This window comes from Caballeronia choica (assembly GCF_001544535.1).
Lineage (GTDB): Bacteria > Pseudomonadota > Gammaproteobacteria > Burkholderiales > Burkholderiaceae > Caballeronia > Caballeronia choica.
In genome coordinates this window covers 77,499-104,378 of record NZ_FCON02000016.1, presented here as the reverse complement: position 1 = coordinate 104,378, position 26,880 = coordinate 77,499, and the positions used below count along the sequence as shown (strand labels likewise).

The following is a 26,880-nucleotide window of genomic DNA, read 5'->3' as shown; positions in this document are numbered from 1 at the left end:
TTCTTCCGCTGGCGACCGTGGTCCGCGTCCGTCGTTCGGTGATCGTGGCGCGCCGCGTGGCGACCGGCCGCGTGGCGACAACGAGCGTCGGCCGTTCAAACCGCGTGGCGACGATTCGCGTTCTTCCGCTGGCGACCGTGGTCCGCGTCCGTCGTTTGGAGATCGCGCAGCGCCGCGCGACGACCGCCCCAGTGGCGACAACGAGCGCCGTCCGTTCAAAGCGCGTGGCGACGATTCGCGTTCTTCCGCAGGCGACCGTGGCCCGCGCCCGTCGTTTGGCGACCGCGGCGCCCCACGCGGCGACCGCCCGAGCGGCGACAACGAACGCCGTCCGTTCAAGCCGCGTGGCGACGATCCCCGTTCTTCCGCAAACGACCGAGGCCCGCGTCCATCGTTCGGCGACCGCCCGACCCACGACGCCACGCGTCGACCGTTCAAGGATCGCCCGGCAAAACCCGCCCCCAAAGCGCCCCGCCCCGAAAAGCGCGGCGACGAACCCGCCATCTCGCCCGCCCGCATGGCGCGCGCCGGCGAAGAAGGCTTGGTGCGCCTGTCTAAAGTGATGTCCGAACTCGGCCTGTGTTCGCGCCGCGAAGCCGACGAATGGATCGAAAAGGGCTGGGTGCTCGTCGACGGCCAGGTGATCGACACACTCGGCACGCGAATCCGCCCCGACCAGAACGTCGAAGTCCTGCCCGCCGCCCACGCCGCCCAGTTGCAACAGGTGACGATCCTGCTGCACAAGCCGATCGGCTACGTTTCGGGGCAGGCCGAGGACGGGTACCAGCCGGCGGTCACGCTGGTCAACCCGTCGAACCACTGGGCCGACGACCAGTCCGGCATCCGCTTCACGCCGAACCATCTGCGCACCCTCGCGCCGGCCGGGCGTCTCGACATCGATTCGACCGGCCTTCTCGTCCTGACCCAGGACGGCCGCATTGCGAAGCAACTGATTGGCGGTCACTCGGAAGTCGACAAGGAATATCTCGTCCGGGTGAAATTCGGCGAGCACACGGTGGATGTCGACCAGCACCTGCCGGAAGAAAGCCTCGCGCTGCTGCGCCACGGCCTCGCGCTCGACGACGTCCCGCTCAAAACCGCCCAGGTGAGCTGGCAGAACGGCGAGCAATTGCGCTTCGTGCTGCGCGAAGGCAAGAAGCGGCAGATCCGCCGCATGTGCGAGTTGGTCGGGCTCGAAGTCGTCGGACTGAAGCGCATCCGCATGGGGCGCGTGACGCTCGGCGCCTTGCCGCCCGGTCAATGGCGCTATCTGGGGCCGGACGAAGCGTTCTAACCTGCCTCACCGGTCATCAAGGCGTCGCAAAAAAACGACGCAAATACTGAAATCGACGCGCACACACCCCAATCGTGCGCGTCGATTTTTTTTGTCGATTTTTGGCTAAAGAAAATAGTTCATCCATCCGATAGGCAGGTAACGCCCTTTTTACCGCCTGGAGGGCGCCGCTTCCATGCTTCAGACGTCATTGGGGAGAACCGCCATGTCAGTTGAAATCATTGTTCGCGAAACGAAAACCGGGCTGGAAATCATCAGCGGCCGACGACGGCTCGACGCGCTGCTCGCCCTGCGCGACGAAGTCGTCGTGATGAGTCCGGGCATCGGCGAAGTGGTCATCGCGCGATTGCCGGACGGGCGGCTCCAGGCGTCGGCGAATCCCGAACATGTCGCGCTCTTCCGTCAGCCGGAGCTGGGCACGAAGAAAACATTCGCCTGAAAAAAGGGCCGCTCCCTGGAGCGGCCCTCGCGTTTTCATTCCCGGCGATCGATCGCGTCAGTCAATCGTCGTGCGGCGCGTCGAGCCCCGGAAACAGGATCTCGGTGAAGCCGAACTTCGAAAAATCGGTGATGCGCATCGGATAAAGCTTGCCGATCAAGTGATCGCACTCGTGCTGCACGACGCGTGCGTGAAACCCTTCGGCGAGCCGCTCGATCGCGCCGCCGAACTGGTCGAAACCCTGGTAGCGGATCATCGAGTAGCGCTGCACCGCGCCGCGCAGACCGGGCAGGGACAGGCATCCTTCCCAGCCTTCCTCCATGTCGTGCGAATTCGGCGTGATGATCGGATTGATCAGCACGGTTTCTGGCACTGACGGCGCGTCCGGATAGCGCTCGTTGTAGCCGAACCCGAAGATCACCACCTGCAAGTCGACGCCGATCTGCGGTGCCGCGAGCCCGGCGCCGTTCGCGTCGCGCATCGTGTCGAACATGTCCCGGATCAGCTCGTGCAGTTCCGCCGTGTCGAAGTGCTCGACCGGTTCCGCGATGCGCAAGAGCCGCGGATCGCCCATCTTCAGTATTTCGCGAATCATGGAGTCACTCCTTCCAAAAGCTTGCGCATACCGTCTTCGTCGAGCACGGGAATCCCGAGTTCCTCGGCTTTCGCGAGCTTGCTGCCCGCTTCGGCCCCCGCGACCACGTAATCGGTCTTCTTCGACACCGAACCGGCCACTTTCGCTCCGGCCGTTTCCAACATTTCCTTTGCCTCTTCCCGCGACAAGGCCGGCAGCGTGCCCGTGAGCACGACCGTCTTGCCCGCCAGCACGCCCTGCGGCGCTTTCGGCGCGGGCGGCCCCTCGGGCCACTCCACGCTGCGGCGCAATTGCTCGATCACATGCTGGTTGTGCTCTTCGCTGAAAAAATTGTGGATCGATTCGGCGACGACCGGCCCGACGTCGTTCACTTCCAGCAATTCCTCGACCGACGCCGCGATGATCGGTGCGAGCGAGCCGAAATGCTTCGCCAGATCCTTCGCCGTCGATTCGCCGACGTGCCGGATGCCGAGCGCGTAGATGAAACGCGCGAGCGTCGTGTGGCGGGCCTTTTCGAGCGAATCGAGCAGGTTTTGCGCGGATTTGTCGGCGAAACGGTCGAGCGCCGCGAGCGTCGAAAAGCCGAGGCTGAAGAGATCGGCGGGCGTGCGCACGAGATTCTGCTCGACCAGCTGGTCGATGATCTTCTCGCCGAGACCGTCGATGTCGAGCGCGCGGCGCTGCGCGAAATGCCACAGCGCCTGCTTGCGCTGCGCGGGACAGAAAAGCCCGCCCGTGCAGCGCGCGATCGCCTCATCCGGGAGCCGTTCGATCTTCGAACCACACACCGGGCACTCGGTGGGCATGACGAACTCGCGGGCGTCGTCGGGACGGCGATCCAGGATCGCGCCGACCACTTCCGGAATCACGTCGCCGGCACGCCGCACGATCACCGTATCGCCGATGCGGATGTCCTTGCGGCGCACTTCGTCTTCGTTATGCAGCGTCGCGTTCGTCACGGTCGCGCCGCCGACGAACACCGGCGCGAGCCGCGCAACCGGCGTGATCGCGCCCGTGCGGCCGACCTGCACGTCGATCGCGAGCAACTGCGTAAGCGCTTCCTGGGCCGGGAACTTGTGCGCGAGCGCAAAGCGCGGCGCGCGCGACACGAAGCCGAGCTTGTCCTGCTCGTCGCGCTGGTTGACCTTGTAGACGACGCCGTCGATGTCGTAAGGCAGGCCGTCGCGTTTCTCGCCGGTTTTCGCGAAGAAATCGAGCAGGCCTTGCGCGCCTTCGACCACGCCGCGTTCCGAATTCACCGGCAAGCCCAATTCGCCGTACCAGTCGAGCAAGGCCGCGTGCGTCGGCGGCATCTCGGCGCCTTCCAGCACGCCGATGCCATACGCAAAAAACGACAAGGGCCGCTGCGCCGTCATCTTCGGATCGAGTTGCCGGAGACTCCCCGCCGCCGCGTTACGCGGATTCGCAAACTCGCGATGCTCGGCCTCGCGCTGGCGCGCGTTCAGCCGCTCGAAATCGCGCTTGAACATCAGCGCTTCGCCGCGCACGTCGAGCCGTTTCGGCACGTTCTTGCCCTTCAGTTTCAGCGGAATCGAGCGGATCGTGCGGACGTTGGCGGTCACGTCCTCGCCGGTCGCACCGTCGCCGCGCGTGGCGGCCTGCACGAGGCGGCCATCGTCGTAGCGCAGGGAAATCGCGAGGCCGTCGAATTTCAGTTCGCATGCGTACTGCACCGGCGCGTGGCCGAGCGCGTCCGACACGCGCTTGTCGAACGCGACGATGTCTTCCTCGGCGAAACCGTTGTTGAGCGACAGCATCGGCACGTCATGGACGACCGGCTCGAAACCCGCCGCCACCTCGCCGCCGACGCGCTGCGTCGGCGAATCGGGCGTGATCAGTTCGGGCTGGTCGGCCTCGATCTGCTGGAGCTCCTTGAAGAGCGTGTCGTAGGCGGCGTCGGGCAAATCCGGCTGGTCGAGCACGTAGTACGCGTAGTTCGCGCGTTCCAGTTCCGAGCGCAGCCATGCGGCGCGCTCCGCCGGGCGCTCGGCGCTCGGCACCGGGGCGGCGGATTTCGACGTGGCGGCGGATTCGGCTTTCGTTTTTGCGGACATGCGAGCAAGACGGAGTAAGTGACGATTAAGAGCAATCCGATCGTTCGATTGTCTCAGAAGATCGGTAAATCGTGGCATCGGCTGGATGGCCAACCCGGCGCCGGCGGTGCGGGCGCACACAAAAAATCGCGCTCCGGCGGGAGCGCGATTGGTGTCGTCCGGAAAAGCGCGGTGCGCTTACTGGCTGAAAAGACGCCGTGTCGCGGGCGAACCCGCCGGGATGCCCGCCTGTTCCAGCTTCGCATACAGCGTCATCAACTGCTTTTCGATCGCGAGCAGCGACGATTCCGGCAGCGGCCGGCGCTGATCGTCGACGACCCGCGCGCCGATCCGTTCGGACAGCGACTTCGCGTAATCGCACATCAGGCGGAACGGCAGGATGTCTTCGTCGGCGACGGGCACGTCGAGCACCAGCGTGATCATCTGGCCGCCCTTGTACGTGAGGTCGTCGCGCAGGAAGTTGGTGTCGCCGAACTGCAGCATGAAGACGGGGTTCTGCTTGGCGTCGAGTTTCACGAAGCGGGTGCCGTCGCGCGAGAGCAAGAGGCCGTCCTGCGAGGCCACCGCCTGCACATAGTTCGCCGACCACGGCGCGCCGTCGGAGAGGATGTTGATCGACAGTTGCGCGTCGCACTGCGCGGCGAACGTGTCGAGTTCGCGCGCCATGCCGACCGTTTCCAGCATGTCGGGGAATTCCGGCGCGCCGTCGATTGCGTCGGCGAAACGCTGCACGCCGGTGACGAACTCGGAGAACTCCAGTTCGTTGAGCGGGCCGCCGCGATTCGCGAGTTGCACCGCTGCGCGCAGTTCCTCGTAGCGCACGCCGTTCTTGAGCAACTCCCAGGCGTTCTCGCCTTCCGGCTTGCCTTCGATGTTCACCGGCTTGGTCCCCGCGCGCCGCAGACGCTGCGCGAGCGGCACGACCTTGTCGCCCGGGATCGGCGCGCTCAGGCGAATCGGCACGACGCAGTCGATACGCCGGTCGACGAGCGCGGGCGGCGCCGACGAAATCGTCGTCGCGGCGGGCAGGATCGGCTCGGATTCGTCGTCCTCGATTTGCGGCTCGCCGTTGGTCGAGGTCGCCTCGGCCTGGAGATCGACCGCGGTATCGGCCGGCGGCATGTTCAAGGACACGCCGGGCGTCGGCGCGCCGCCGAAGCTCGGCTCGACGCGCGCTTCGCTCTTTTCGCTCTTTTCGCTGTTTTCGCCCGCTTCGGCTTCGCCCATCGCGGGTTCGCGGCGGGGCCGCACCGGCTCGATGAACGGATGTTCCTCATCCGTCTCCTGGCGCGCGAGCGAATCCGCCGCCTCGTCGGGCATCGGGCGCGGCATCCTGCGGCGCACCTTCGCGCTCTGCCACGCGTTGTAGACCACGACGCCGCCCACCACCACGGCGCCCGCGCCGATCAAACCGAGTGTCAACTCGTCCATGCACGCTCCATCATTCTTTTGTTTGCGATGCGCCGCGCGATCTGTCGCGCACGCTGACCTTCAGCGTGCGCAGGACTCCGCGCCTGCGACCGGGGCCGGACCATCGATCCCGCCCCGCACTTGTGTTCAAAATTCAAAGCCCATGCCATTCACGCTCAGCCAGCATTCTGAGCGAATCCGGCGGCCGATTCCATGTCCACGGCAACGATCCGCGACACTCCCTGCTCCTGCATCGTCACGCCGATCAATTGCTGCGCCATTTCCATCGCGATCTTGTTATGCGAGATGAACAGGAACTGCGTCTTGACTGACATGGCGCGCACGAGACTCGCGAAACGCTCGGTGTTGGCGTCGTCGAGCGGCGCGTCCACCTCGTCCAGCAGACAGAACGGCGCCGGATTCAACTGGAACATCGCGAACACGAGCGCGGTGGCCGTCAGCGCCTTCTCGCCGCCCGACAGCAGGTGAATCGTCGAATTCTTCTTGCCCGGCGGCTGCGCCATCACCTGCACGCCGGCGTCGAGGATTTCGTCGCCGGTCATGATGAGCTTCGCCTGGCCGCCGCCGAACAGACGCGGGAACAGTTCGCCGAAGTGGCGATTCACTTCGTCGAAGGTGCCTTGCAAGAGCGCGCGGGTTTCCTGGTCGATCTTGTGGATCGCATCTTCCAGGGTGCCGATTGCGTTGTGCAGATCCGCCGATTGCGCGTCGAGGAACTGCTTGCGCTCGCTCGCCGCCGCGAGTTCGTCGAGCGCGGCCATGTTGACGGGGCCGAGCGCGGCGATCGCGTTGTTCAGGCGCGTGACTTCGCCCTGCAGATACGACGGCTTCATGTCCGGTGTGAGCTTCGCCTGCAGTTCGGCTTCATCGACGCCCGCCGCCTGCAACTGCTCGACGAACTGCTCGCCGCTGATGCGCGCCGCCTGTTCCTTCAACTGCAATTCGTTGATGCGCTCGCGCAAGGGCTGCAGCGAACGCTCGGCGGAAAGGCGCGCTTCGTCGGTGTGACGCAGGCGCGCGGTCAGGTCGTCGAGTTCGACGCGCGCCGCGTGCAGCAACGCTTCCTTCGCCGCGCGGATTTCGAGCGCGTCCTGCAGGCCAGTGTGCGCCGTCTGCTCGTTGATCGTTTCGAGTTCGGCGCGCGCGTCTTCCAGCGCGCCCGCGATGCGTTCGCTCTGGTCGTGCGCCGTATCGATGTTGCGCCTGTATTCCTCGATCTTCGCCGCGAGCCCGCGCACCGCGAAGCTCGCGTCGGTGGCCGCGCGTTCGAGGTCGCGCGCTTCCTGGCGTGCGTTGGTGAGCGTTTCGTCGAGGGCTTCGAAGGCGAGCTGGTTGTCTTCGAAACGCGCCTGCAATTCGGCGAGTTCGGCGTCGTGACGCTCGAAATTCGCCTCCGATTCCGCCCGCAGCGCGCGCTGTTCCTCGATCTGCGCGGTGATCTCTTGCAGTTCCTCGCGGATCTGCGTGCTGCGCTGCGTGTAGCGCTCGTGCGCCTGCGCGAGCTTCAGCACGTCCATTTGCAATGCGTGCACGCGCTGGGTCGCGCGTTCGGCGGCGGAGCGCGCCTCCGACAGCGCGTGCGAGCCCTGCGTATGCGCCGCCTCGGCGCGCACGGCGGCCGCCTTGGCCTCGTCGGCGAGCAGCGCCTGTGCACGCACCTGACGCGTCAGGTCCTCGATTTCCTGCTGGCGTGCGAGCAGTCCGGCCTGCTCGGAATCGGCGGCGTACAAGGCTACGCCGACGCGCGTCACGATATGCCCCGCCTTCACGACGAACGCGCCGCCCTCCGGCAGTTGCGCGCGCGACGCAAGGGCCTCGCCGAGATCGTCGACGACCCAGGTCGTGCCGAGCCAGTCGTTCAGCACGGCGCGAATGCCCGGATCGTCGATGCGGACCAGCGACAGCAACGGCCGCAATCCCGGCGGCGTTTCCAGCGGCCGGCCGGCGGGCGGCGGCGCATAGAACGCGAGCTTGGCGGGCGGCGCGTCGGTGGCGAACGCCTTGACCCAATCGAGGTTCGACACTTCCAGCGCCGCGATCCGTTCGCGCAGCACGGCTTCCAGCGCCGTTTCCCAGCCCGCTTCGATGTGCAGCTTCTTCCACAGCCGCGGCAGCCCGCCGAGTTCGTGCTTGTCGAGCCACGGCTGGATCTTGTCGTGAGTCTGGACGTTTTCCTGAAGCTGCTTCAGCGCGGCGAGACGCGCTTCCAGTTGATGGTTCCGCGCGCTTTCCGACTGCACGCGTTCCTGCGCGCTGCGACGCTCGGCATCGAGACGCGGCACGGTCGATTGCGCATCGGAAAGACGCGCCTGGGCGTCCGCGAGAATCTCTTCATGCTCGGCAAGCTGCATGCGCAGTTCTTCGAGCTGAGCTTCGTCGGGCGCGTCGAGCCCGCCCGCTTCGCTCTTCAAACGCTCGTGACGCTGCTGCAACTGCTGAAGCTGCTGGTCGGCGTTACGCTGATGTGCGGCTTCGAGCTTCAACGCCTGTTCGGTCTGCGCGATACCGCCGCGTTCCTCGTTCAGTTGCGCTTGCGCATCGCGAAAACGCGCTTCGAGCGCCGGCAGTTCGTCGTGCTTCGCCGCCGCCGTTTCCTGTGCGACGGCCGCTTTCTCTTCGCCGATCGCAAGCGCTTCCTGTGCATCGTCGATTTCGCCGCGCGCGCGTTCGGCCTGCATCTGCCATTGCTCGCGCTGCGCGGTCAACGCGGCGATCTGCGTCTGCACGCGATTGCGCGACTCGACGATGAAACGGATCTCCGCCTCGAGCCGGCTCACTTCGGAATTCGCTTCATAGAGCGCGCCCTGCGCGCCCTGCATCGCGTCGCTCGCGCTGTAGTGCGCGACGCGCAGCGTCTCCAGTTGCGCTTCCACTTCGCGCAGGCGCGCGGTCTGCGCTTCGAGTTCGATCTGCGCCTCGCGGATCGCGCGTTGCTGACGCTCCGACTCGTTGCCCGCTTCGTTCTTGCGCAACAGCCACAACAGGCGCTGCTTTTCCTCGCCTTCGGCCTGCAACTGCTTGTACCGGGTCGCGACGACCGCCTGTGCTTCGAGCTTTTCGAGATTCGAAGTCAACTCGCGGACGATATCCTCGACGCGCGTGAGATTTTCCCGCGTGTCATGCAGACGATTCTCAGTCTCGCGACGCCGCTCCTTGTACTTCGACACCCCGGCCGCTTCTTCGAGGAACACGCGCAGTTCTTCCGGCTTCGCCTCGATGATCCGCGCGATCATGCCTTGTCCGATGATCGCGTAGGCGCGCGGGCCGAGACCCGTGCCGAGGAAGATGTCCTGGATGTCGCGGCGGCGCGCCGGCAGGTTGTTGATGTAGTAGCTGGAAGTGCCGTCGCGCGTGAGCACGCGCTTCACGGCGATTTCGCCGTAGGTGCTCCACTGGCCGGCGGCGCGGCCGTCGGCGTTATCGAAGATCAGTTCGACGCTGGCCCGGCTGCCGGGCTTGCGCGCCGTCGAGCCATTGAAGATCACGTCCTGCATCGATTCGCCGCGCAATTCGGAGGCGCGCGATTCGCCGAGCACCCAGCGCACGGCATCGATGATGTTGGACTTGCCACAGCCATTGGGGCCGACCACGCCAACCAGTTGGCCCGGGACCTGGAAATGCGTGGGATCGACGAATGACTTGAAGCCAGCGAGTTTTATCGAGGTCAGACGCACGGCGATATCGCTGTTGAAAAGAATGCTTGGCGTATCTCTGATACGGGGCCGGCGGGACTTGCGCGCTTTTCATGTCATGCGCGGGTGCCGGTCGCCGGTCGAATCGCTCGGGCCAGCCTGCGGTCAAGAAGCAATCGCTGAGCAAAATGAGAGCAATCAACAACTTGCGACCGCTTTGCAGAATCGTCCGATTGACTGATCGGCACGGCCCGGCGAGCGGTCACAATCATACCATCGCGCGTGTCGATTTCTTTTTGCCAGCGGGCGCTTTCAACGGTTCCGCGGGTTCGTCGCGTGGCTCCTCGCGTGGTTCCTTCAAGCGGTGCACCCAGCTCGACAACACGCACGCGACGACGATGCACGCGCCGCCCGCCCACTCGCGCGGACCCGGCACTTCGCCCGCGAAAAGCCACGCCGAGAGGGCCGTCACGACGAGCTCGAACAGCATGATGATCGACGCCCGGTTGGCCGGCACCTTCGCCAGGCCGACCTGCACCAGGATGTTGTTCGACGCGAGCACGACGCCCAGCCCGATCACGATGAACACGACCATGCCCATCTGCGAGGCAGCGGGCGGCGTGGGCATCGATTCGAACAACGTCGCGAAGGTGGCGACGAGCGCCGCGCCGCCGAAGATCGTCGCCGTGCGCATTTCGGCCTTCATGCCGGGCAGCACGCGGCTGATCTTGACGATCAGCACGTTGCTCATCGCGAAACCCATGCCGCCCATCAGGCCCGCCCATTCGGCGAGGTTCGCCGGCAGCGGAACGCCAAGTTCGGGCGACCAGAGCATCGTCATCGCGCCGGCGAGCGACAGCGCCGCGAGCGCGACGCCCGGCTTCGTGAGCCGCTCGTGCAGGATGAAATGCGCGAAGAGCGCGGTCCACGCGGGGGTCAGGTAGAACAGCAGCAGGACGCGCATCACCTGCCCGTGAATCGCGCCCCAGACAAAGCCGATGTTGGTCACGCCCGCCGCGAGCGCGAGCGCGACGAGCAGCCAGTGCCACGAGATCGAACGGATCGCGTGGCGTCGCAACACGAGAACGAAGAGGCACGCGGCGGCGCTCGTCGTCGCGCTGGCCGCCGTGCCGGAAAGGCCGAGCGCGGCGAGCATGCGCATCGGGTACCAGACGAGGCCCCAGACCGATGCGCCAAGCATGATCGCGAGTGTGGGCAATGTATTTTGCAGGCGCGGGTTCATTGCGATGCGCCCTCGCCCGAAGGGCTCGCGCCCAGGACCCACAATGTCTCCGACACTTCGAGCCTCTGCGCCGCCCACGGCGCGATGCCTCTTTCCTTACATGACCGCATTCACTGCTCCGTCTTTCATGCAACGCACTTTTTGCGCGCCTTGTTTGTCTCTCGCACCTGGCCGCCAAGCCAGGCCCGCGCGGCCCGGTATCCCAGGTCCACGGCTGTATAATCGATCGCTTTCCCGCGCCCCAGGCGCGTGAGCGCTTTTCCGCTATTCCCGAGCCGCGGCCCGCTGCCGCCGATAGCCGGTCCCGGTCCAGAACGCCCGAGGCGTCCACCGGTTTCAGGCATTCGCCACGCGAGCCGTGCCAAGTCCTCATTTGCCGCCGTCCCGACGACCTCGCCGTGAATCCACTTCTGCAAAAACTCCAGCCGTATCCGTTCGAAAAGCTGCGCGCGCTCTTCAAGGACATCGAGCCGCGCGCCGGTTTCAAGCCGATCAGCTTCGGCATCGGCGAACCGAAACATCCGACGCCGCCGCTCGTGCGCGATGCCGTCGTGAACGCGCTGGGCGGTTTGTCGTCGTATCCGGCGACGCTGGGAAGCGAGCCGCTGCGGCAAGCCATCGCGACGTGGATCAAGGCACGCTATCACCTGCCCGCCGTCGATGCCGCCACCGAAGTGCTGCCTGTCTCCGGCTCCCGCGAGGCGCTTTTCGCGCTTGCGCAGACCGTGATCGACAGCAGGACGGGCGATTCAACCGAAAAGCCGGCCGAACCGCCGATCGTACTCTGTCCGAACCCGTTCTACCAAATCTACGAAGGCGCGGCGCTGCTTGCGGGCGCCGAACCGTACTTCGTGAACAGCGATCCGGCGCGCAATTTCGCCTGCGATTACTCGGCCGTTCCCGACGACATCTGGGCGCGCACGCAACTGCTCTACGTCTGCTCGCCGGGCAACCCGACGGGCGCCGTGCTGACGCTCGACGACTGGCGCGAGCTTTTCGCGCTGTCGGACCGCCACGGCTTCGTGATCGCCTCCGACGAATGCTATTCCGAGATCTATTTCGACGAAGCCAACCCGCCGCTCGGCGGACTGGAAGCCGCGCACAAGCTCGGACGCGGCTTCGAGCGGCTCGTGATGCTCTCCAGCCTCTCGAAGCGCTCGAACGTGCCGGGCATGCGCTCGGGATTCGTCGCGGGCGACGCAGCGATTCTCAAAAGCTTCCTGCTGTACCGCACGTATCACGGCGCGGCGCTTTCCACCGTGTTCCAGACGGCAAGCATCGCCGCGTGGCAGGATGAAATGCACGTGCGCGACAACCGCGCCAGGTATCTGCAAAAATTCACGACCGTCACGCCGATGCTCGCCGAAGTGCTCGACGTCCGCCTGCCCGACGCCGCGTTCTATCTGTGGACGAACGTCGCGCGCACCGGCCTCACGGACACCGAGTTCGCGGCGCGTCTCTACGCCGACTATAATGTGACGGTCCTGCCGGGCTCCTTTCTCGCGCGCACCGCGCACGGCACGAATCCCGGCGAGGGGTTCGTGCGCATCGCGCTCGTCGCCGATGTCGACGAGTGCGTCGAGGGAGCCCGCCGCATCGTCGAGTTCTGCCGCACGCTCAATGCGCAATAAAGCAGCCGCAGTGAATCCATCCTCCATCACCGATACCACCGACATGTCGCAACAACTTCAGCAGATCATCGATACCGCCTGGGAAAACCGCGCCGAGCTGTCGCCGAAAGCCGCGCCCGCCGAAGTGCGCGACGCCGTTGCGCACGCCATCGAGCAGTTGGACAAGGGCCGGTTGCGCGTGGCCGAGAAAAAGGACGGCGACTGGGTCGTCAACCAGTGGCTGAAGAAGGCCGTGCTGCTGTCGTTCCGCCTCGAAGACAACGCCCCGATGCCGGCCGGCGGCTATTCGCAGTTCTTTGACAAGGTGCCGTCGAAGTTCGCGAACTACACGGCCGAAGACTTCGCCGCGGGCGGCTTTCGCGTGGTGCCGCCGGCCATCGCGCGCCGCGGCTCGTTCATCGCCAAGAACGTCGTGTTGATGCCGTCCTACACCAACATCGGCGCCTATGTCGACGAAGGCACGATGGTCGATACGTGGGCCACCGTCGGCTCGTGCGCGCAGATCGGCAAGAACGTGCACCTGTCGGGTGGCGTGGGCATCGGCGGCGTGCTGGAGCCGCTGCAGGCGAACCCCGTCATCATCGAGGACAACTGCTTCATCGGCGCGCGCTCGGAAGTGGTGGAAGGCGTGATCGTCGAGGAGAACTCGGTCATTTCGATGGGCGTCTACCTCGGCCAGAGCACCAAGATCTATGACCGCGAAACGGGTTCGGTCACCTATGGCCGCATCCCGGCGGGCTCGGTCGTGGTCGCGGGCAACCTGCCTTCGAAGGACGGCTCGCACAGCCTCTATTGCGCCGTGATCGTGAAGAAGGTCGACGCCAAGACGCGCGCCAAGGTCGGCCTGAACGAGCTGCTGCGAGGCGACTGATCGTGGCGAAGAAAACCGTCGTCTACGGCATTCCGAACTGCGACACCGTGAAGAAAGCGCGCGTGTGGCTGGAAGAGCACGGCGTGCCGTTCGAATTCCACGACTTCAAGAAGGCCGGAGTTTCGACGGCGCTGTTGCAGGACTGGCTGAAGGACGTATCGCTCGACGATTTGATCAACCGGCGCGGCACGACCTGGCGCGGCTTGTCGGATACGTACAAGGCCGAAGCCAACACCACGCCGGGCGCGATCGCGCTGATGATCCACAAGCCGTCGATCATCAAGCGGCCTGTCGTCGTCGTGAACGGCCGAGTGAAGACGCTCGGCTTTTCGGCCGAGCAGTACGAAACGCTGTTTGCCTGACGCGTCATGACGCGCGATGGACGCGCAAGCGCCAACCAACGCAACTGCCGGCCGCCGCGCCGGCATTTTTCATTCGAAAGTGGCTCACTATGTCCGGCACCCTCCTCCTCACCGAAGACCTGATCGCGCGCGCGTCCGTCACGCCCGATGACCAGAACTGTCAGGCGCTGCTGATCGAACGCCTGTCCGCGATTGGCTTCGATTGCGAAACGATTCGCTCGGGCGGCGTCACGAACCTGTGGGCGGTGAAACGCGGCTCACTCGGCGCCGACGGCAAGCTGCTCGCGTTCGCGGGCCACACCGACGTCGTGCCGACCGGCCCGCGCGAACAATGGACCTCGCCGCCGTTCACGCCGACCCATCGCGACGGCAAGCTGTTCGGGCGCGGCGCGGCGGACATGAAGGCATCGATCGCGGCGTTCGTCGTATCGAGCGAGGAGTTCGTCGCGGCGCACCCCGAGCATCGCGGCTCGTTCGCGTTCCTGATCACGAGCGACGAGGAAGGCCCCGCGACCGATGGCACAGTCAAGGTGGTCGAAGCGCTGAAGGCGCGCGGCGAGCGGATGGACTACTGCATCGTCGGCGAACCGACTTCGTCGGCCACGCTCGGCGACATGGTCAAGAACGGCCGGCGCGGGTCGATGTCGGGCAAGCTGGTCATCAACGGCGTGCAGGGGCACATCGCGTATCCGCATCTCGCGAAGAACCCGATCCACCTGCTTGCGCCCGCGCTCGCCGAACTCGTCGCCGAGCACTGGGACGAAGGCAACGAATACTTCCCGCCGACCACCTGGCAAGTGTCGAACCTGCATGGCGGGACCGGCGCGACCAACGTGATCCCCGGCCAGACCGAACTGCTCTTCAACTTCCGCTTCTCGACGGCGAGCACGGTGGAAGGCCTGCAAAGCCGCGTCCACGCGATTCTCGACAAGCACCAGCTCGACTACGACCTGACCTGGACCGTGAGCGGCCTGCCGTTCCTCACGCCGCGTGGCTCGCTGTCGAGCGCGCTCGAAAAAGCGATCCACGATGAAACCGGCGTGCGCACGGAACTGTCTACGACGGGTGGGACGTCGGATGGCCGCTTTATCGCGCGCATCTGCGAGCAGGTGGTCGAGTTCGGGCCGCCGAACGGCAGCATCCACAAGATCGACGAACACATCGAAGTGAAATTCATCGAGCCGCTTAAGAACGTCTATCGCCGCGTGCTCGAACAACTGATCGCCTGAAAACCAAGGAGCCTAGCGATGGCGCTGCCCTTCACCACCCTGCGTGACCTGCTGCGCTTCGGCGTGTCCCGGTTCACCGAAGCCGGATTGTCGTTCGGCCACGGCTCGTCGAATGCTTACGACGAAGCCGCTTACCTGATTCTTCACACGCTGCATCTGCCGCTCGACACGCTCGATCCGTTCCTCGACGCGCGCCTGCTCGACACCGAAATCGATGCCGTCATGAAAGTGATCGAGCGCCGCGCGAAGGACCGCGTGCCGGCCGCGTACATCACGCACGAGGCGTGGATGCACGGCCACCGCTTCTACGTGGACGAGCGCGTGATCGTGCCGCGTTCGTTCATCGGCGAGTTGTTGCAGGACGGCTTGCAGCCTTATGTCGCCGATCCGGACCAGGTGTCGCGCGTGCTTGAGTTGTGCACCGGTTCCGGCTGTCTCGCGATACTCGCCGCACAGGCGTTCCAGAACGCGGATATCGACGCGGTCGACATTTCCGCCGCCGCGCTGGAAGTCGCGCACCGCAACGTCGACGACTATCGCCTCGACGATCGCATCGCGCTCTACGAGGGCGATCTCTTCGCGCCGCTGCCGGGCGGGCGCTACGAGGTCATCATCACGAACCCGCCGTACGTGAACGCCACCGCGATGAAGAACCTGCCCGACGAGTATCGCCACGAGCCGGAACTCGCGCTCGCGGGCGGCGCGGACGGCATGGATATCGTGCGACGGATCATCGGCGAGGCGCGCAAGTGGCTGACCGAGGACGGCGTGCTGGTCGTCGAGATCGGCAACGAGCGGCAGAACGTCGAGGCGTCGCTGGGCGGGCTCGATCTCGTGTGGCTCTCGACCAGCGCCGGCGACGACAACGTCTTCCTGCTCCAGGCGGCCGACCTGCCGGACTGACCGGCCTTGTGCACGCGCCAGGACCGGGAGCGCGCAAGGCAGACCGTGAGCGCCGAGCCTTCGGTAAGATGATGCATCGTCGGCTGGCGGATGGACTGCGCCGGCCGGTCCTCCGGCTCATCGGCTCATCCGCACCTCGCCACGCCCGGTCGCGCGCATTCATGCAATTAGACTGGCTTCACCTCGGCACTTTCGTGATGGCGGCACACGTGCTCGGCGCAATCGCCGCGTGCCACGCCGTGCTCAACACGCGCACGTCGCAGGGCGCGGTCGCGTGGGCGGTGTCGCTCGTCGCGATGCCTTATCTGACGCTGATCCCGTACCTGTTCCTCGGCCGCAGCAAGTTCGCCGGCTATATCGACGAGCGGCGCCTCGAGAACGAAATCCTGCGCAACCGCTCCCACCCGGCCGAGTGGGTATCCGGCCATGCAAGCGGAACGGCCGTGCTCGCGGATGCCTCCAGCGTGCGCGGCGTGGCCGCTCCCGGCCCCGCCGACTATCTCGGCCATCCCGCCATTCGAACGCTGACGCGCCTCTCCGGCATGCCGTTTTTGCGCGGCAATTCTGTGCGCGTGCTGATCAACGGCGACGCGACGTTCTCCGCGATCCTCGCCGCCATCGAAGCCGCCGAGCACTATGTGATCGTGCAGTTCTTCATCGTGCGCGCGGACGCGCTCGGCGAACTGCTGAAGGACACGCTGATCGCCAAGGCCCAGACCGGCGTACGCGTGTACTTTCTCTACGACAGCATCGGCAGCTTCGACCTGCCGCATCGCTATGTGAACGCCCTGCAAGTTGCGGGCGTCGAGATTCACCCGTTCGCGACCAAGCGCGTGTTCGTCAATCGCTTCCAGATCAACTTCCGCAATCATCGAAAGATCGTCGTGGTGGACGGCGAGCGCGCGTTTGTCGGCGGGCATAACGTCGGCGTCGAGTATCTCGGTGGCAATGCGCGGCTCTCGCCGTGGCGCGACACGCATATCGAAGTGCGCGGCCCGGCGGTCGCGAGCATCCAGTTCGTGTTCATCGAAGACTGGTACTGGGCGACCCAGCGCCTGCCGGAAGTCAGCCCGGCCACGCGCTGCCCCGACGACATGCATTGCATGGTGCTGTCGAGCGGCCCCGCTGACAAGCAGGAAACCTGCTCGCTCTTTTTCGTCGAGGCGATCAACGCGGCGCGCGAGCGCATCTGGATCACCACGCCCTATCTGATCCCCGACGAAGCCGTGTTCTCGGCGCTGCGGCTCGCGGTGCTGCGCGGCGTGGACGTGCGCATCCTGATTCCGAGCCGGCGCGATCATCATGTGGTGTTCGCCGCGTCGAAGCTGTATGCCTACGACGCGCTCGCCGCCGGCGTGCGCATTTTCCGCTACCGGCCAGGGTTTTTGCATCAGAAGGTGGTGCTGGTCGACCATATCGCCGCCGCGATCGGCAGCGCGAATCTCGACAACCGCTCATTCCGCCTGAACTTCGAGATCATGGTGCTGACGGTCGACCGGCGGTTTGCGGGCGAAGTCGAAGCGATGCTCCTCGACGACTTCGCGCAGTCGTACGAGATCGACCAGGACGACTATCGCCTCGCGCCCGCGTGGCGGCGCATCGCGATGCACGTGGCGCGGCTCTTTTCGCCGATTCTGTGAGCGGCGGGTTGTTTCGTTCGTCTATAGCAGCTTCTCGACGTCGTCCGTGATCGACTCCGGCTTCGTGATCGGCGCGAAACGCTTGACGATGTTGCCCTCCCGGTCGACGAGAAACTTCGTGAAGTTCCACTTGATCGCCTCGATGCCGAGCACACCCGGCTCCTTCTCCGTCAGATACTTGTAGAGCGGATGCGCGTGCGCGCCATTCACGTCGATTTTCGCGAACATCGGGAAGGTCACGCCGTAGTTCTTTTCGCAGAAGCTGCCGATTTGCGCGGCGTCGCCGGGTTCCTGCTTGCCGAACTGGTTGCACGGAAAACCGAGCACTTCGAGGCCGCGTGAGGCGTAGCGCGTGTACAGGTCCTGCAGGCCCTTGTATTGCGGCGTGAATCCGCACTCGCTCGCGGTGTTGACGATCAGCAGCACCTTGCCGCGATATTTGTCGAGGCTGACGGCTTCGCCGTCGAGCGTCTCGGCTGAGAATGCGTAGAGGTTGTCCATTCGATGCTCCGGGGGAAAAGTTCAGTCTAGCAGGCTGTCCTGTCTGAAGCAGCAGGGCCATCCGGCATCTTCTTCAGCAACCGACGAATTGAGTTCAGCGTTTCATTTACAGCGGTCGTGGCTAAAGCCTCCGGTCGCCCGCGAATACGCGCCCGCTTATTTTCTGCCGCACCACCAGAACAGTCCGAGATTTTCCCTGTCGCTTCTCCTGATACACGTGCAGATGAATTCGTCGAAGAATTAATCCATCGAAATTTATATAGCGTTCCTAACGGGACTTGACCGGTCGGCGGCAACCCCGTCACCGGCATACAGAATGCTGAAACTGATAAATGGCATGGTGGTGGACAAACTGAAAGACCCGGGCCGCCATTTTTCCAGGCGCGAATTGCTTTATCCGATCGTCCCCGTCGCGACCGTGTAGGAAACGCCATGATCAGCATGCTGCGTCGGGAGCGACGTTTTTCCATTCTGCTCACCGGCAATCTGCTTTCGCAGGTCGGTGATGGGGTGCACGAGTTCATTTTCATTGTCACCGTCCTGAACATCACGCATAACAACGTCGCGTTAGCCGGCGTCGTTTACTTCTTTCGCTTCATCCCCTACCTAGTCCTTGGCCCCCTCGGCGGTGCGCTATCTGACCGCTTGCCCCGTCGAACCCTCATGGCACTCGCAGATCTGGCCCGGATGGCGATCACATGCGCATTCTGCGTGCTGCTCATCGAAAATCGGGTGGGATTGGCGGCGCTTGCGCTAATCGGCATGTCGATGACGTCGTTCCGAACGCTCTTTCAACCCGCGTTCCAGGGAACGATTCCGTCGCTGGTCCGCGACGAGCATCTGCCCGCCGCGAACGGCGCGACGCAGATGGCCGCGGAAATCGGCGGTCTGGCTGGTCCCGCGCTTGGGGGAGTGATCTTGACCGCGGTCGGCGATCCTGGCTACCTTCTGCTCCTCGACGCGGCAACCTACCTGCTCTCGACGCTATGCATCTGGAGAGCGATTCCCGCCGCTAACCCGCGCGATTCCGACAAAGCAGCCGACGCGTTGACCATTCGCGGCCTCTGTGGCGATTTCACGTCAAACCTGAGGGAATCTCTGTCATCGCGCGAACTATTCGTCACGATCACCTTTTCCGCGTTGTGCATTCTGTTCGTCGGGGCCGCCCTTCGCATTCTGATCCCGTCGATGCTGAAGGGAGCCGGCTATGGCGACAGCGTGATCGGCTATGCGATGAGCTTCGTCGCGCTGGGTGCCATTGTTGGCGCGCTCCTGTGCGGGAAGGTGACACGCGACTTCAGCACGCGGAACCTCATGCTCTACTGGTGCTTCTATGGCATTGCGCTCGCGCTGCTGCCGACGTGCTTGTTCAGCGCGCCGGGCGTGCTGGCCGGGTGCTTCGTCATCGGCGGTTTTGGTGCCTTCGTCGATGTGATACTGCCCACCAATATCCAGAGGCTGTCGACGGATACCAATCTTGGCAAGAACTTCAGCCTGTTCTCGACCTTGGCGAATACCAGCGAAGCGCTATCGGGCGGATTTGCGGGGCTGTTGACGCTGCTTTCGTCGGTTGGCGTCAGCGTAACGATCATCGGCGTCGTGATTGCGTTGATCGCGTACGTCGGGAAAATCAAGTCGGTGTCGAAACATGTGTGAGAGCGATTACCTCGCCTATGGACGCCACGTCCTCGTCGATATTGCAACAGTCTAAAATAGCGCTTTCCCCCAAGCCCCGGTCGTCACGTCGTGATTCGCTTCAACCAATTCAGCCTTGCCCGCGGCACCAAGCCGCTCTTCGATGCCACCACGTTCGCCCTCAACCCGGGCGAGAAGGCCGGCCTCGTCGGCGCGAACGGCGCGGGCAAGTCGACGCTCTTCTCCGTCCTGCGCGGCGACCTGCACGCGGACGGCGGCGACTTCTCGATGCCGCCGTCCTGGCAGATCGCGCACGTGGCCCAGGAGACGCCGGCCGTCGAGCGCACCGCGCTCGACTACACGCTCGACGGCGACGCCCAGTTGCGCGCGATCGAAGCGCGTATCGCGGCGGCGTCCGCCGCTCACGACGGCGCCGCCGAGGCCCACGAACACGCCGCCTTCGCCGACGCCGACGGCTACACCGCGCCCGCGCGCGCCGAAACACTGCTGCTCGGCCTCGGCTTCACGCTGCAGCAGACGCGCGAGCCGGTCAGCAGTTTCTCGGGCGGCTGGCGCATGCGCCTGAACCTCGCGCAGGCGCTGATGTGCCGCTCCGACCTGCTGCTCCTCGACGAGCCGACCAACCACCTGGACCTCGACGCGATCGTCTGGCTCGAAGACTGGCTGCATCGCTATCCGGGCACGCTGATCGTGATTTCGCACGACCGCGAGTTTCTCGATTCCGTCTGCAACGTGACGCTGCATCTCGAGAACCGCCAGATCAAGCGCTACGGCGGCAATTACAGCCAGTTCGAGATCCTCCGCGCGCAGCAGCTCGCGTTGCAGCAGAGCGCGTATGAGAAGCAGCAGAAGACAGTCGAGCATCTGCAGAGCTTCATCAACCGCTTCAAGGCGAAGGCGACCAAGGCCAAGCAGGCGCAAAGCCGCGTGAAGGCGCTCGAAAAGATGGAACTGATCGCGCCGGCGCACGCTTCGTCGCCGTTCACGTTCGAATTCCGCATGCCGGACGCCGCGCCGAATCCGATGATCGTGATGGACGGCGTGCGCTGCGGCTATCACACGGAAAACGGCGAGGTGCCGATCGTCGAGGGTGTGACGCTGTCGATCCAGAACGGGCAGCGCATCGGCTTGCTCGGCGCGAACGGCCAGGGCAAGTCGACGCTCATCAAGACGCTCGCCGCCACGCTCGATGCGCTTTCCGGCACGGTGCGCCAGGGCAAGGGGCTGCGGATCGGCTATTTCGCGCAGCATCAGCTCGAAACCCTGCGCCCCGACGATTCCCCGCTCCAGCATGTCGCGCGCCTTGCGCCCGACACGCGCGAGCAGGAGTTGCGGGACTTCCTCGGCGGCTTCAATTTTTCCGGCGAGATGGCGACGGCGAAAATCGCGCCCTTCTCCGGCGGCGAGAAAGCGCGCCTCGCGCTCGCGCTGATCATCTGGCAGAAGCCGAACCTGCTGCTCCTCGACGAACCGACCAATCACCTCGACCTCGAAACCCGTCACGCGCTGACGATGGCGCTCGCGCAATTCGAAGGCACGCTGATTCTCGTGTCGCACGATCGCGCGTTGCTGCGTGCGACCACCGATAGCTTCATGCTCGTCGCGAAGCACCGGTTGCATCCGTTCGACGGCGATCTCGACGACTATCGCGACTGGCTGCTGCAACACGCCGCCGAAGCGCGCGCGGCGGCGAAGGAAGCGGGCGCATCGCCCGATGCCGCGCAGGATTCGGCGCAGAACCGCAAGGAGCAGCGCCGCCAGGAAGCGCAGGAACGCCAGAAGCTGTCGCATCTGAAGAAGCCGTTGCAGTCGCGGATCGCGAAGATCGAAAAGGAGATGGATGCGCTGCACACGGAAAAGTCGGCGCTCGATCTGTACGTCGCCGATCCGGCGAGCTACGAGCCGTCGATGAAGACGAAGCTCACCGAGTCGATCCGCCGTCAGGCCGACGTGAACGCGCGGCTCGAAGCGCTCGAACACGAATGGCTCGAAGTGCATGAAGAGCTTGAGCAAATCGGATGAGGCTTGTCGCTGGCGCTTGGGGTGGGGTGGGGTTGAGTTGTTTACACCGTTTGATGCGCTCAGGCTTCTATGGAACTTGTTTTGTTTTCGGTTTATTCGCTCTGCCCCTGTCCGGGGCGGGACTCACTTTCTTTGCTGCTGCAAAGAAAGTAAGCAAAGAAAGCAGCTTCCCAACGCCAATGCTTGCCAGTCGCCGCCAGACCGTTATGTCGGAGTGGTCCAACCGGGGGAGTGTCGTTAGCGGAGTTTCCCCGTTGTTGGCATGTAGACAAGGCGCGCGCGTCGCACCGCAATACAGAGTGGACCAGCAGTCATACATCCAGCCTCGCGCTACGCGCTCACCCGTCAGGCAAACCGAAACCCGAAGCCCATCGCTATATCACCATCCTACGTTCGTGCTGCATGCTTCAATTCATTACCGCTAGGAGACCTGTCGTCGGGCACGCAGTGCCAGGACGGATGAATGACTGCTGTTCCACTCCCTATCGCGGTGCGACGTGCGCGCCTTTTCTACATGCAAACAACGGTGAAACCCCGCTAACGACACTCCCCCGGTTGGACCACTCCGAGGGAGCGGTCTGGAGGCGCATGGCAAGCATTGGCGGTGGAAAGCTGCTTTCTTTGCTTACTTTCTTTGCAGCAGCAAAGAAAGTGAGTCCCGCCCCGGACAGGGGCAGAGCGAATAAACCGAAAACAAAACAAGTTCCATAGAAGCCTGAGCGCATCAAACGGTGTAAACAACCCAACCCAACCCCAACCCCACCCCAAGCGCCAGCGGTCAACCTACCGCCGCGGCAAGGTCTGCCGCGGAATGCGCTCGTCGTCGACGAGCATGTGCTTTCGGCCGGTCACATGATGACGAATGGTCGCGACGACTTCGTCTTCGGTCACATCCGCCGCCACCACGCGGCGCGAAATCTGCCCTTCCGCGTCGATCCATTCGACGATCCTGCATCCGCCGCCCCAGGGTTGCTCGATCGGCGCGGAGACGCGGCAGCCGCGCAAATGAAACGATGGGTTCGGCCGGGATTGATCTGAGTGTTTCAAGGCGTGGTCCTTTCCGCTCGTTGTTGGCCCTGTTTCGGCTCTGTTTCGGCTTCGTTTGTAGCCGAACAAGCATATGAAAACCACGCAACGATTGGGTTACACGCGCCATCAACTCTTTTACGCGACATTACGAGGGCCGGAACGCCCCGTCACTCCAGCGTGCGCACGCGATCGATCGCTTCCTCGATGCGGTCGACCGCGATCACCTCCAGGCCGTCGATCGGCTGCTTCGGCGCATTCGCCTTCGGAATCAGCGCGACCGAAAAGCCGAGTTTCGCCGCTTCCTTCAGTCGATCCTGACCGCGCGGCGACGGCCGGATCTCGCCCGCGAGCCCCACTTCGCCGAACACGATCAGGCCCTTCGGCAGCGCCTTGTTGCGCATCGACGAATGGATCGACAGCAGCACGGCGAGATCGGCGGCGGGCTCGGTGATCTTCACGCCGCCGACGGCGTTCAGGAACACGTCCTGGTCGAAGCACGCGATGCCCGCATGGCGATGCAGCACGGCCAGCAGGAGCGCGAGCCGGTTTTGTTCGAGGCCGACCGCGAGCCGCCGCGGATTGGGCACATGCGCGGTGTCGACGAGCGCCTGCACTTCGACGAGCAACGGCCGCGAGCCTTCCTGCGTGACGAGCACGCACGACCCCGGCACGCTCTGCGCATGCTGCGACAAAAACAGCGCGGACGGATTCGCCACGCCGCGCAGGCCGCGCTCGGTCATCGCGAAGACGCCGAGTTCGTTCACTGCGCCGAAGCGGTTCTTGAACGCGCGCACGAGGCGAAACGACGAATGCGTGTCGCCTTCGAAATACAGCACCGTGTCGACGATGTGTTCCAGCACGCGCGGCCCCGCGAGGTTGCCCTCCTTCGTCACGTGGCCGACCATGATGATCGCGGTGCCCGTCTGCTTGGCGATGCGCGTGAGTTGCGCCGCGCACTCGCGCACCTGCGCGACCGAGCCGGGCGCCGAGGTCAGCGCTTCGGAATACACCGTCTGGATCGAGTCGATGACCGCGACTTCGGGCCGTTCCGCGTCGATCGTCGCCTGGATTTTTTCGAGCTGGATTTCGGCGAGCAGTTGCAGGTCGGGCGCGGCCGATTCCGCGCCGTTGAGCAGCCCGAGCCGCTGCGCGCGCAACGCGATCTGCGCGCCGGATTCCTCGCCGCTGATATAAAGCGCGCGCCGTTCACGCGCAATTTCGGCAAGCGACTGGAGCAACAGCGTCGATTTGCCGATGCCCGGATCGCCGCCGATCAGCACCACGCCGCCCGCGACCAGTCCGCCGCCCAGCACGCGGTCGAATTCGCCGATGCCGGTGGTGAAGCGCGGCACGTCGGACGCTTCGATGTCGGCGAGACGCACGACGGGCGAACTTTTCGCGAGCGCCTGAAAGCGGTGCGCCGACGGCGTCTCCGCCACCGATTCCACCAGCGTGTTCCACGCGCCGCATGCGGGACACTGGCCCTGCCACTTCGGCGCCTGACCGCCGCATTCACTACAGATGTACAGCGTCTTCGCCTTCGCTACTTTTGCCACGCGTGATCCTGAAATCGACTGCTGGTTGAAACGGGTATTTTGTCAGACCTGACGCGTGCGCAGGTTCAGCATGGTTTCAGCGCGGTTTCGACGCGGGTGCAACGCTCACTCGGCGCGCACCGGCACGCGCTGCGCGATCGCGCACATCAGCTCGTAGCCGATCGTGCCGCAGGCCTGCGCCACGTCGTCGATCGGCAAGTGCTGCCCCCACAATTCCACGCGCGAACCGACGCCCGCCGTCGGGCACGGCGTCAGGTCGACGGTCAGCATGTCCATCGACACGCGCCCGACGAGCTTCGTGCGGATGCCATCCACGATCACCGGCGTGCCTTCCGGCGCGATCCGCGGGAAGCCGTCCGCGTAGCCGCAGGCGACCACGCCGATCTTCATTTGCTTGCCGGCCGTGTAGGTCGAGCCGTAGCCGACCGTGTGTCCCTTGTCCACCATCTGCACGGCGATCAGTTCGGACGAAAGCGTCATCGCGGGCCGCAACCCGACGTCGGCGACATCCGCCGTCACGCCCGACGGCGACGCGCCGTACAGGATGATGCCCGGCCGCACCCAGTCGAAGTGCGCCGCGGGATGCCAGAGCGTGGCGGCGGAGTTCGCGAGGCTGCGCGCGCCGGCGATGCCCTCCGCGCCGCGCTCGAACGCTTCGAGCTGGTAGGCGACGCCGCGATCGCTGTCGGCATCCGAAAAATGGGTCATGAGCGTGATCTGCCCGACGCCCTGGCAGGCGCGCGCCCGCTCCCACGCTGCCCGATAGCGCTCCGGCGTGTAGCCGAGCCGGTTCATGCCGCTGTTCATCTTCAACTGGATGTTGACGGGCTTCGAGAGCCGCGCCATTTCCAGCATGCGCAACTGCTCGTCGCAATGGACCGCGGTGGTCAGGCTGTAGCGGTCGATCACGTCGATGTCGGTCGGCCGGAAGAAGCCTTCGAGCAGGAGAATCGGCCCGGCCCAGCCGAGTTCACGCAACTTCGCGGCTTCTTCGAGGTCCAGAAGTCCAAACCCGTCGGTGGCGCGCAGGCCCGGGAACACGCGCGTCAGTCCATGGCCATACGCATTGGCCTTGACGACGGCCCAGATCTTGGATTTCGGGGCGTGCTTGCGCGCGACGGCAAGGTTGTTGGCGAGTGCGGCGGTGTGGATCGTGGCAGAGAGGGGGCGAGGCATGAGAGTTCGGGTTAAAACGCAGTTGGAGCGCGAAACGCGAAGGCAGTTCAAGACGCCTTGCGAATCAGTATGTTATGAAGAACAAGCAGCACGGTCGTGTGATTTGCAACACGGGATCGAGATTACTGCTAGTCAGAATCCGCCTATTTTCGTGTTATAAAGCCGTGCACACAACCCATTTCGAACGGAATAAGCCCGAACGTACCCCCGACGAACGGGGCGGATCACCCGCAGTGAGGAAAGCTTCGGATCAGATGAAAAAAGGTTTTTACACCATCATGGCCGCGCAGTTTTTCTCTTCGCTGGCCGACAATGCACTTCTGATCGCTGCTATTGCACTGCTGAAAGACCTTCACGCCCCGAACTGGATGACGCCGCTGCTCAAACTGTTCTTTGTGCTGTCGTATGTCGTCCTGGCCGCGTTCGTCGGCGCCTTCGCGGATTCCCGCCCGAAGGGCCACGTGATGTTCGTGACCAACAGCATCAAGGTGGTCGGCTGCCTCACGATGCTGGTCGGCGCGCATCCGCTGCTTGCGTACGGCATCGTCGGCTTCGGCGCCGCCGCGTATTCCCCGGCGAAGTACGGCATTCTCACCGAACTGCTGCCGCCCGACCGGCTGGTGGCGGCGAACGGCTGGATCGAAGGCACGACGGTCGGCTCGATCATCCTCGGCACCGTGATGGGCGGCGCGCTCATCAGCCCGCACATCGCCGGGCATATTCTCAGTCTCCACATCCCGAAAATCCACACGCCCGCCGAGGCCGCGATGCTCGTCATCGTGGTGATGTACATCGTCGCCGCGATGTTCAACCTGCGCATCCCCGATACCGGCGCGCGCTATCCGAAGCAGGAGACGCGGCCCGTCAAGCTCATCACCGATTTCGCCGACTGCTTCGTCACGCTCTGGCGCGACAAGCTCGGCCAGATTTCGCTCGCGGTCACGACGCTCTTCTGGGGCGCCGGCGCGACGCTGCAATTCATCGTGCTGAAATGGGCCGAAGTGTCGCTTGGCATGTCGCTTTCGCAGGCGGCGATCCTGCAGGCGGTGATCGCGGTCGGCGTCGCGGTCGGCGCGATTCTCGCGGCGGCGCGCGTGCCGCTCAAGCGCTCGCTCTCCGTGCTGCCGGTCGGCATCATCATGGGCATCGCCGTGATGCTGATGGCGTTCTACACCCGCGACCTGTTTCCCGCGCAATGGGGCCTCTACATGGGCAACATGCACGTTCCCGGCTACCTGCTCGTCGCGTATTTGTTCCTGATGATCGTTGGCGGATTGTCGGGCTTCTTCGTCGTGCCGATGAACGCGCTCCTGCAGCATCGCGGACACGTGCTGCTCTCGGCCGGCCACTCGATCGCCGTGCAGAATTTCAACGAAAACCTCTCCGTGCTCGTGATGCTCTGCCTCTACGCCGTGCTCGTCTGGCTCGACGTGCCGATCCAGTTCGTCATCGTGCTGTTCGGCTCGTTCGTCTGCCTGATGATGTACTTCGTGATGCGCCGCCATCAGGCGAACCAGCGCGCGTTCGATTCGGTCGCGCTGATCGGCGAGGCGCGGCACTGAGCGGCGTCGCGCGCTCGCGCGCGACGCCGCGTC

20 protein-coding genes are annotated in these 26,880 nt (G+C 64.6%); 11 read left to right on the top strand and 9 right to left on the bottom strand.

Annotated features, from left to right (window positions below):
• On the top strand, positions 1 to 1,294 hold a 1,294-nt coding region (locus AWB68_RS10295; RefSeq protein WP_143281955.1), incomplete at its 5' end, for a pseudouridine synthase.
• 205 nt (positions 1,295 to 1,499) lie between these two features.
• Positions 1,500 to 1,733 (top strand): hypothetical protein, encoded by a 234-nt coding sequence (locus tag AWB68_RS10290; protein ID WP_087644229.1) that lies wholly within the window; start codon positions 1,500 to 1,502, stop codon positions 1,731 to 1,733.
• 61 nt (positions 1,734 to 1,794) lie between these two features.
• Here AWB68_RS10290 and def read toward each other — a convergent pair whose 3' ends face one another.
• From def to AWB68_RS10265, 5 genes are all read right to left on the bottom strand, one after another.
• Entirely contained in the window at positions 1,795 to 2,328 is a 534-nt protein-coding gene (gene def / locus AWB68_RS10285; protein ID WP_087644228.1) for a peptide deformylase, read from the bottom strand.
• The gene (ligA, locus tag AWB68_RS10280; protein WP_087644227.1) at positions 2,325 to 4,403 is read right to left on the bottom strand and encodes an NAD-dependent DNA ligase LigA; all 2,079 of its coding nucleotides are present in this window, start codon (positions 4,401 to 4,403) and stop codon (positions 2,325 to 2,327) included. The genes def and ligA overlap by 4 nt, the downstream gene beginning before the upstream one ends.
• Before the next feature lie 177 nt (positions 4,404 to 4,580).
• The gene (locus AWB68_RS10275; RefSeq protein ID WP_087644226.1) at positions 4,581 to 5,834 is read right to left on the bottom strand and encodes a cell division protein ZipA C-terminal FtsZ-binding domain-containing protein; all 1,254 of its coding nucleotides are present in this window, start codon (positions 5,832 to 5,834) and stop codon (positions 4,581 to 4,583) included.
• A gap of 155 nt (positions 5,835 to 5,989) precedes the next feature.
• Entirely contained in the window at positions 5,990 to 9,508 is a 3,519-nt protein-coding gene (smc, locus tag AWB68_RS10270; RefSeq protein ID WP_087644225.1) for a chromosome segregation protein SMC, read from the bottom strand.
• A gap of 226 nt (positions 9,509 to 9,734) precedes the next feature.
• On the bottom strand, positions 9,735 to 10,709 hold the full coding sequence (locus AWB68_RS10265; protein WP_087644224.1) for a DMT family transporter: 975 nt from the start codon (positions 10,707 to 10,709) through the stop codon (positions 9,735 to 9,737).
• A 398-nt stretch (positions 10,710 to 11,107) separates the two neighbouring features.
• Here AWB68_RS10265 and dapC point away from each other — a divergent pair, with 398 nt between their 5' ends.
• The 6 genes from dapC to cls all read left to right on the top strand — a co-directional run bounded on the left by dapC (position 11,108) and on the right by cls (position 17,345).
• Entirely contained in the window at positions 11,108 to 12,340 is a 1,233-nt protein-coding gene (gene dapC / locus AWB68_RS10260) for a succinyldiaminopimelate transaminase (protein ID WP_087644223.1), read from the top strand.
• A 43-nt stretch (positions 12,341 to 12,383) separates the two neighbouring features.
• Positions 12,384 to 13,211: a 2,3,4,5-tetrahydropyridine-2,6-dicarboxylate N-succinyltransferase gene (dapD, locus tag AWB68_RS10255; protein ID WP_087644222.1), complete on the top strand. Its 828-nt coding sequence runs from the start codon at positions 12,384 to 12,386 to the stop codon at positions 13,209 to 13,211.
• A 2-nt stretch (positions 13,212 to 13,213) separates the two neighbouring features.
• A complete protein-coding gene (locus AWB68_RS10250) occupies positions 13,214 to 13,573 on the top strand; it encodes an ArsC family reductase (protein ID WP_200828667.1) in 360 nt (119 codons plus the stop codon).
• 89 nt (positions 13,574 to 13,662) lie between these two features.
• Positions 13,663 to 14,802 carry a succinyl-diaminopimelate desuccinylase gene (gene dapE, locus AWB68_RS10245; RefSeq protein WP_087644221.1) on the top strand — a complete coding sequence of 380 codons (1,140 nt, stop codon included), beginning with the start codon at positions 13,663 to 13,665 and terminating at the stop codon, positions 14,800 to 14,802.
• An 18-nt stretch (positions 14,803 to 14,820) separates the two neighbouring features.
• On the top strand, positions 14,821 to 15,705 hold the full coding sequence (gene prmB / locus AWB68_RS10240; RefSeq protein ID WP_087644220.1) for a 50S ribosomal protein L3 N(5)-glutamine methyltransferase: 885 nt from the start codon (positions 14,821 to 14,823) through the stop codon (positions 15,703 to 15,705).
• A gap of 161 nt (positions 15,706 to 15,866) precedes the next feature.
• Positions 15,867 to 17,345, top strand: coding sequence for a cardiolipin synthase (gene cls, locus AWB68_RS10235; RefSeq protein WP_087644241.1), 1,479 nt, complete (start codon positions 15,867 to 15,869; stop codon positions 17,343 to 17,345).
• A 21-nt stretch (positions 17,346 to 17,366) separates the two neighbouring features.
• On the opposite strand, the gene AWB68_RS10230 is transcribed toward cls, so the two are convergent.
• Complete coding sequence (locus tag AWB68_RS10230) at positions 17,367 to 17,846, bottom strand: glutathione peroxidase (RefSeq protein ID WP_087644219.1); 480 nt, start codon at positions 17,844 to 17,846, stop codon at positions 17,367 to 17,369.
• Between the two features lie 432 nt (positions 17,847 to 18,278).
• Between AWB68_RS10230 and AWB68_RS10225 the strand changes: the two genes are divergently transcribed.
• A complete protein-coding gene (locus tag AWB68_RS10225) occupies positions 18,279 to 19,502 on the top strand; it encodes an MFS transporter (protein ID WP_087644218.1) in 1,224 nt (407 codons plus the stop codon).
• Between the two features lie 90 nt (positions 19,503 to 19,592).
• Positions 19,593 to 21,524, top strand: coding sequence for a ribosomal protection-like ABC-F family protein (gene abc-f, locus AWB68_RS10220; protein ID WP_087644217.1), 1,932 nt, complete (start codon positions 19,593 to 19,595; stop codon positions 21,522 to 21,524).
• A 783-nt stretch (positions 21,525 to 22,307) separates the two neighbouring features.
• Here the strand turns inward: abc-f and AWB68_RS10215 are convergent.
• From AWB68_RS10215 to alr, 3 genes are all read right to left on the bottom strand, one after another.
• Positions 22,308 to 22,571, bottom strand: coding sequence for a DUF2866 domain-containing protein (locus tag AWB68_RS10215; protein ID WP_087644216.1), 264 nt, complete (start codon positions 22,569 to 22,571; stop codon positions 22,308 to 22,310).
• Between the two features lie 149 nt (positions 22,572 to 22,720).
• A complete protein-coding gene (radA, locus tag AWB68_RS10210) occupies positions 22,721 to 24,109 on the bottom strand; it encodes a DNA repair protein RadA (protein WP_087644215.1) in 1,389 nt (462 codons plus the stop codon).
• 105 nt (positions 24,110 to 24,214) lie between these two features.
• Entirely contained in the window at positions 24,215 to 25,285 is a 1,071-nt protein-coding gene (gene alr, locus AWB68_RS10205) for an alanine racemase (protein WP_087644214.1), read from the bottom strand.
• Positions 25,286 to 25,539: 254 nt separating this feature from the next.
• Between alr and lplT the strand changes: the two genes are divergently transcribed.
• Positions 25,540 to 26,847 carry a lysophospholipid transporter LplT gene (gene lplT / locus AWB68_RS10200; RefSeq protein ID WP_087644213.1) on the top strand — a complete coding sequence of 436 codons (1,308 nt, stop codon included), beginning with the start codon at positions 25,540 to 25,542 and terminating at the stop codon, positions 26,845 to 26,847.
• The last annotated feature ends 33 nt before the right edge of the window (positions 26,848 to 26,880 follow it).

What these genes read in the sequence shown, in the direction of transcription:
- AWB68_RS10290 (WP_087644229.1), top strand. Translation starts at nt 1,500, where the DNA reads ATGTCAGTTGAAATCATTGTTCGCGAAACGAAAACCGGGCTGGAAATC.
- def (WP_087644228.1), bottom strand. Translation starts at nt 2,328, where the DNA reads ATGATTCGCGAAATACTGAAGATGGGCGATCCGCGGCTCTTGCGCATC.
- ligA (WP_087644227.1), bottom strand. Translation starts at nt 4,403, where the DNA reads ATGTCCGCAAAAACGAAAGCCGAATCCGCCGCCACGTCGAAATCCGCC.
- AWB68_RS10275 (WP_087644226.1), bottom strand. Translation starts at nt 5,834, where the DNA reads ATGGACGAGTTGACACTCGGTTTGATCGGCGCGGGCGCCGTGGTGGTG.
- AWB68_RS10265 (WP_087644224.1), bottom strand. Translation starts at nt 10,709, where the DNA reads ATGAACCCGCGCCTGCAAAATACATTGCCCACACTCGCGATCATGCTT.
- dapD (WP_087644222.1), top strand. Translation starts at nt 12,384, where the DNA reads ATGTCGCAACAACTTCAGCAGATCATCGATACCGCCTGGGAAAACCGC.
- dapE (WP_087644221.1), top strand. Translation starts at nt 13,663, where the DNA reads ATGTCCGGCACCCTCCTCCTCACCGAAGACCTGATCGCGCGCGCGTCC.
- prmB (WP_087644220.1), top strand. Translation starts at nt 14,821, where the DNA reads ATGGCGCTGCCCTTCACCACCCTGCGTGACCTGCTGCGCTTCGGCGTG.
- cls (WP_087644241.1), top strand. Translation starts at nt 15,867, where the DNA reads ATGCAATTAGACTGGCTTCACCTCGGCACTTTCGTGATGGCGGCACAC.
- AWB68_RS10230 (WP_087644219.1), bottom strand. Translation starts at nt 17,846, where the DNA reads ATGGACAACCTCTACGCATTCTCAGCCGAGACGCTCGACGGCGAAGCC.
- AWB68_RS10225 (WP_087644218.1), top strand. Translation starts at nt 18,279, where the DNA reads ATGATCAGCATGCTGCGTCGGGAGCGACGTTTTTCCATTCTGCTCACC.
- alr (WP_087644214.1), bottom strand. Translation starts at nt 25,285, where the DNA reads ATGCCTCGCCCCCTCTCTGCCACGATCCACACCGCCGCACTCGCCAAC.
- lplT (WP_087644213.1), top strand. Translation starts at nt 25,540, where the DNA reads ATGAAAAAAGGTTTTTACACCATCATGGCCGCGCAGTTTTTCTCTTCG.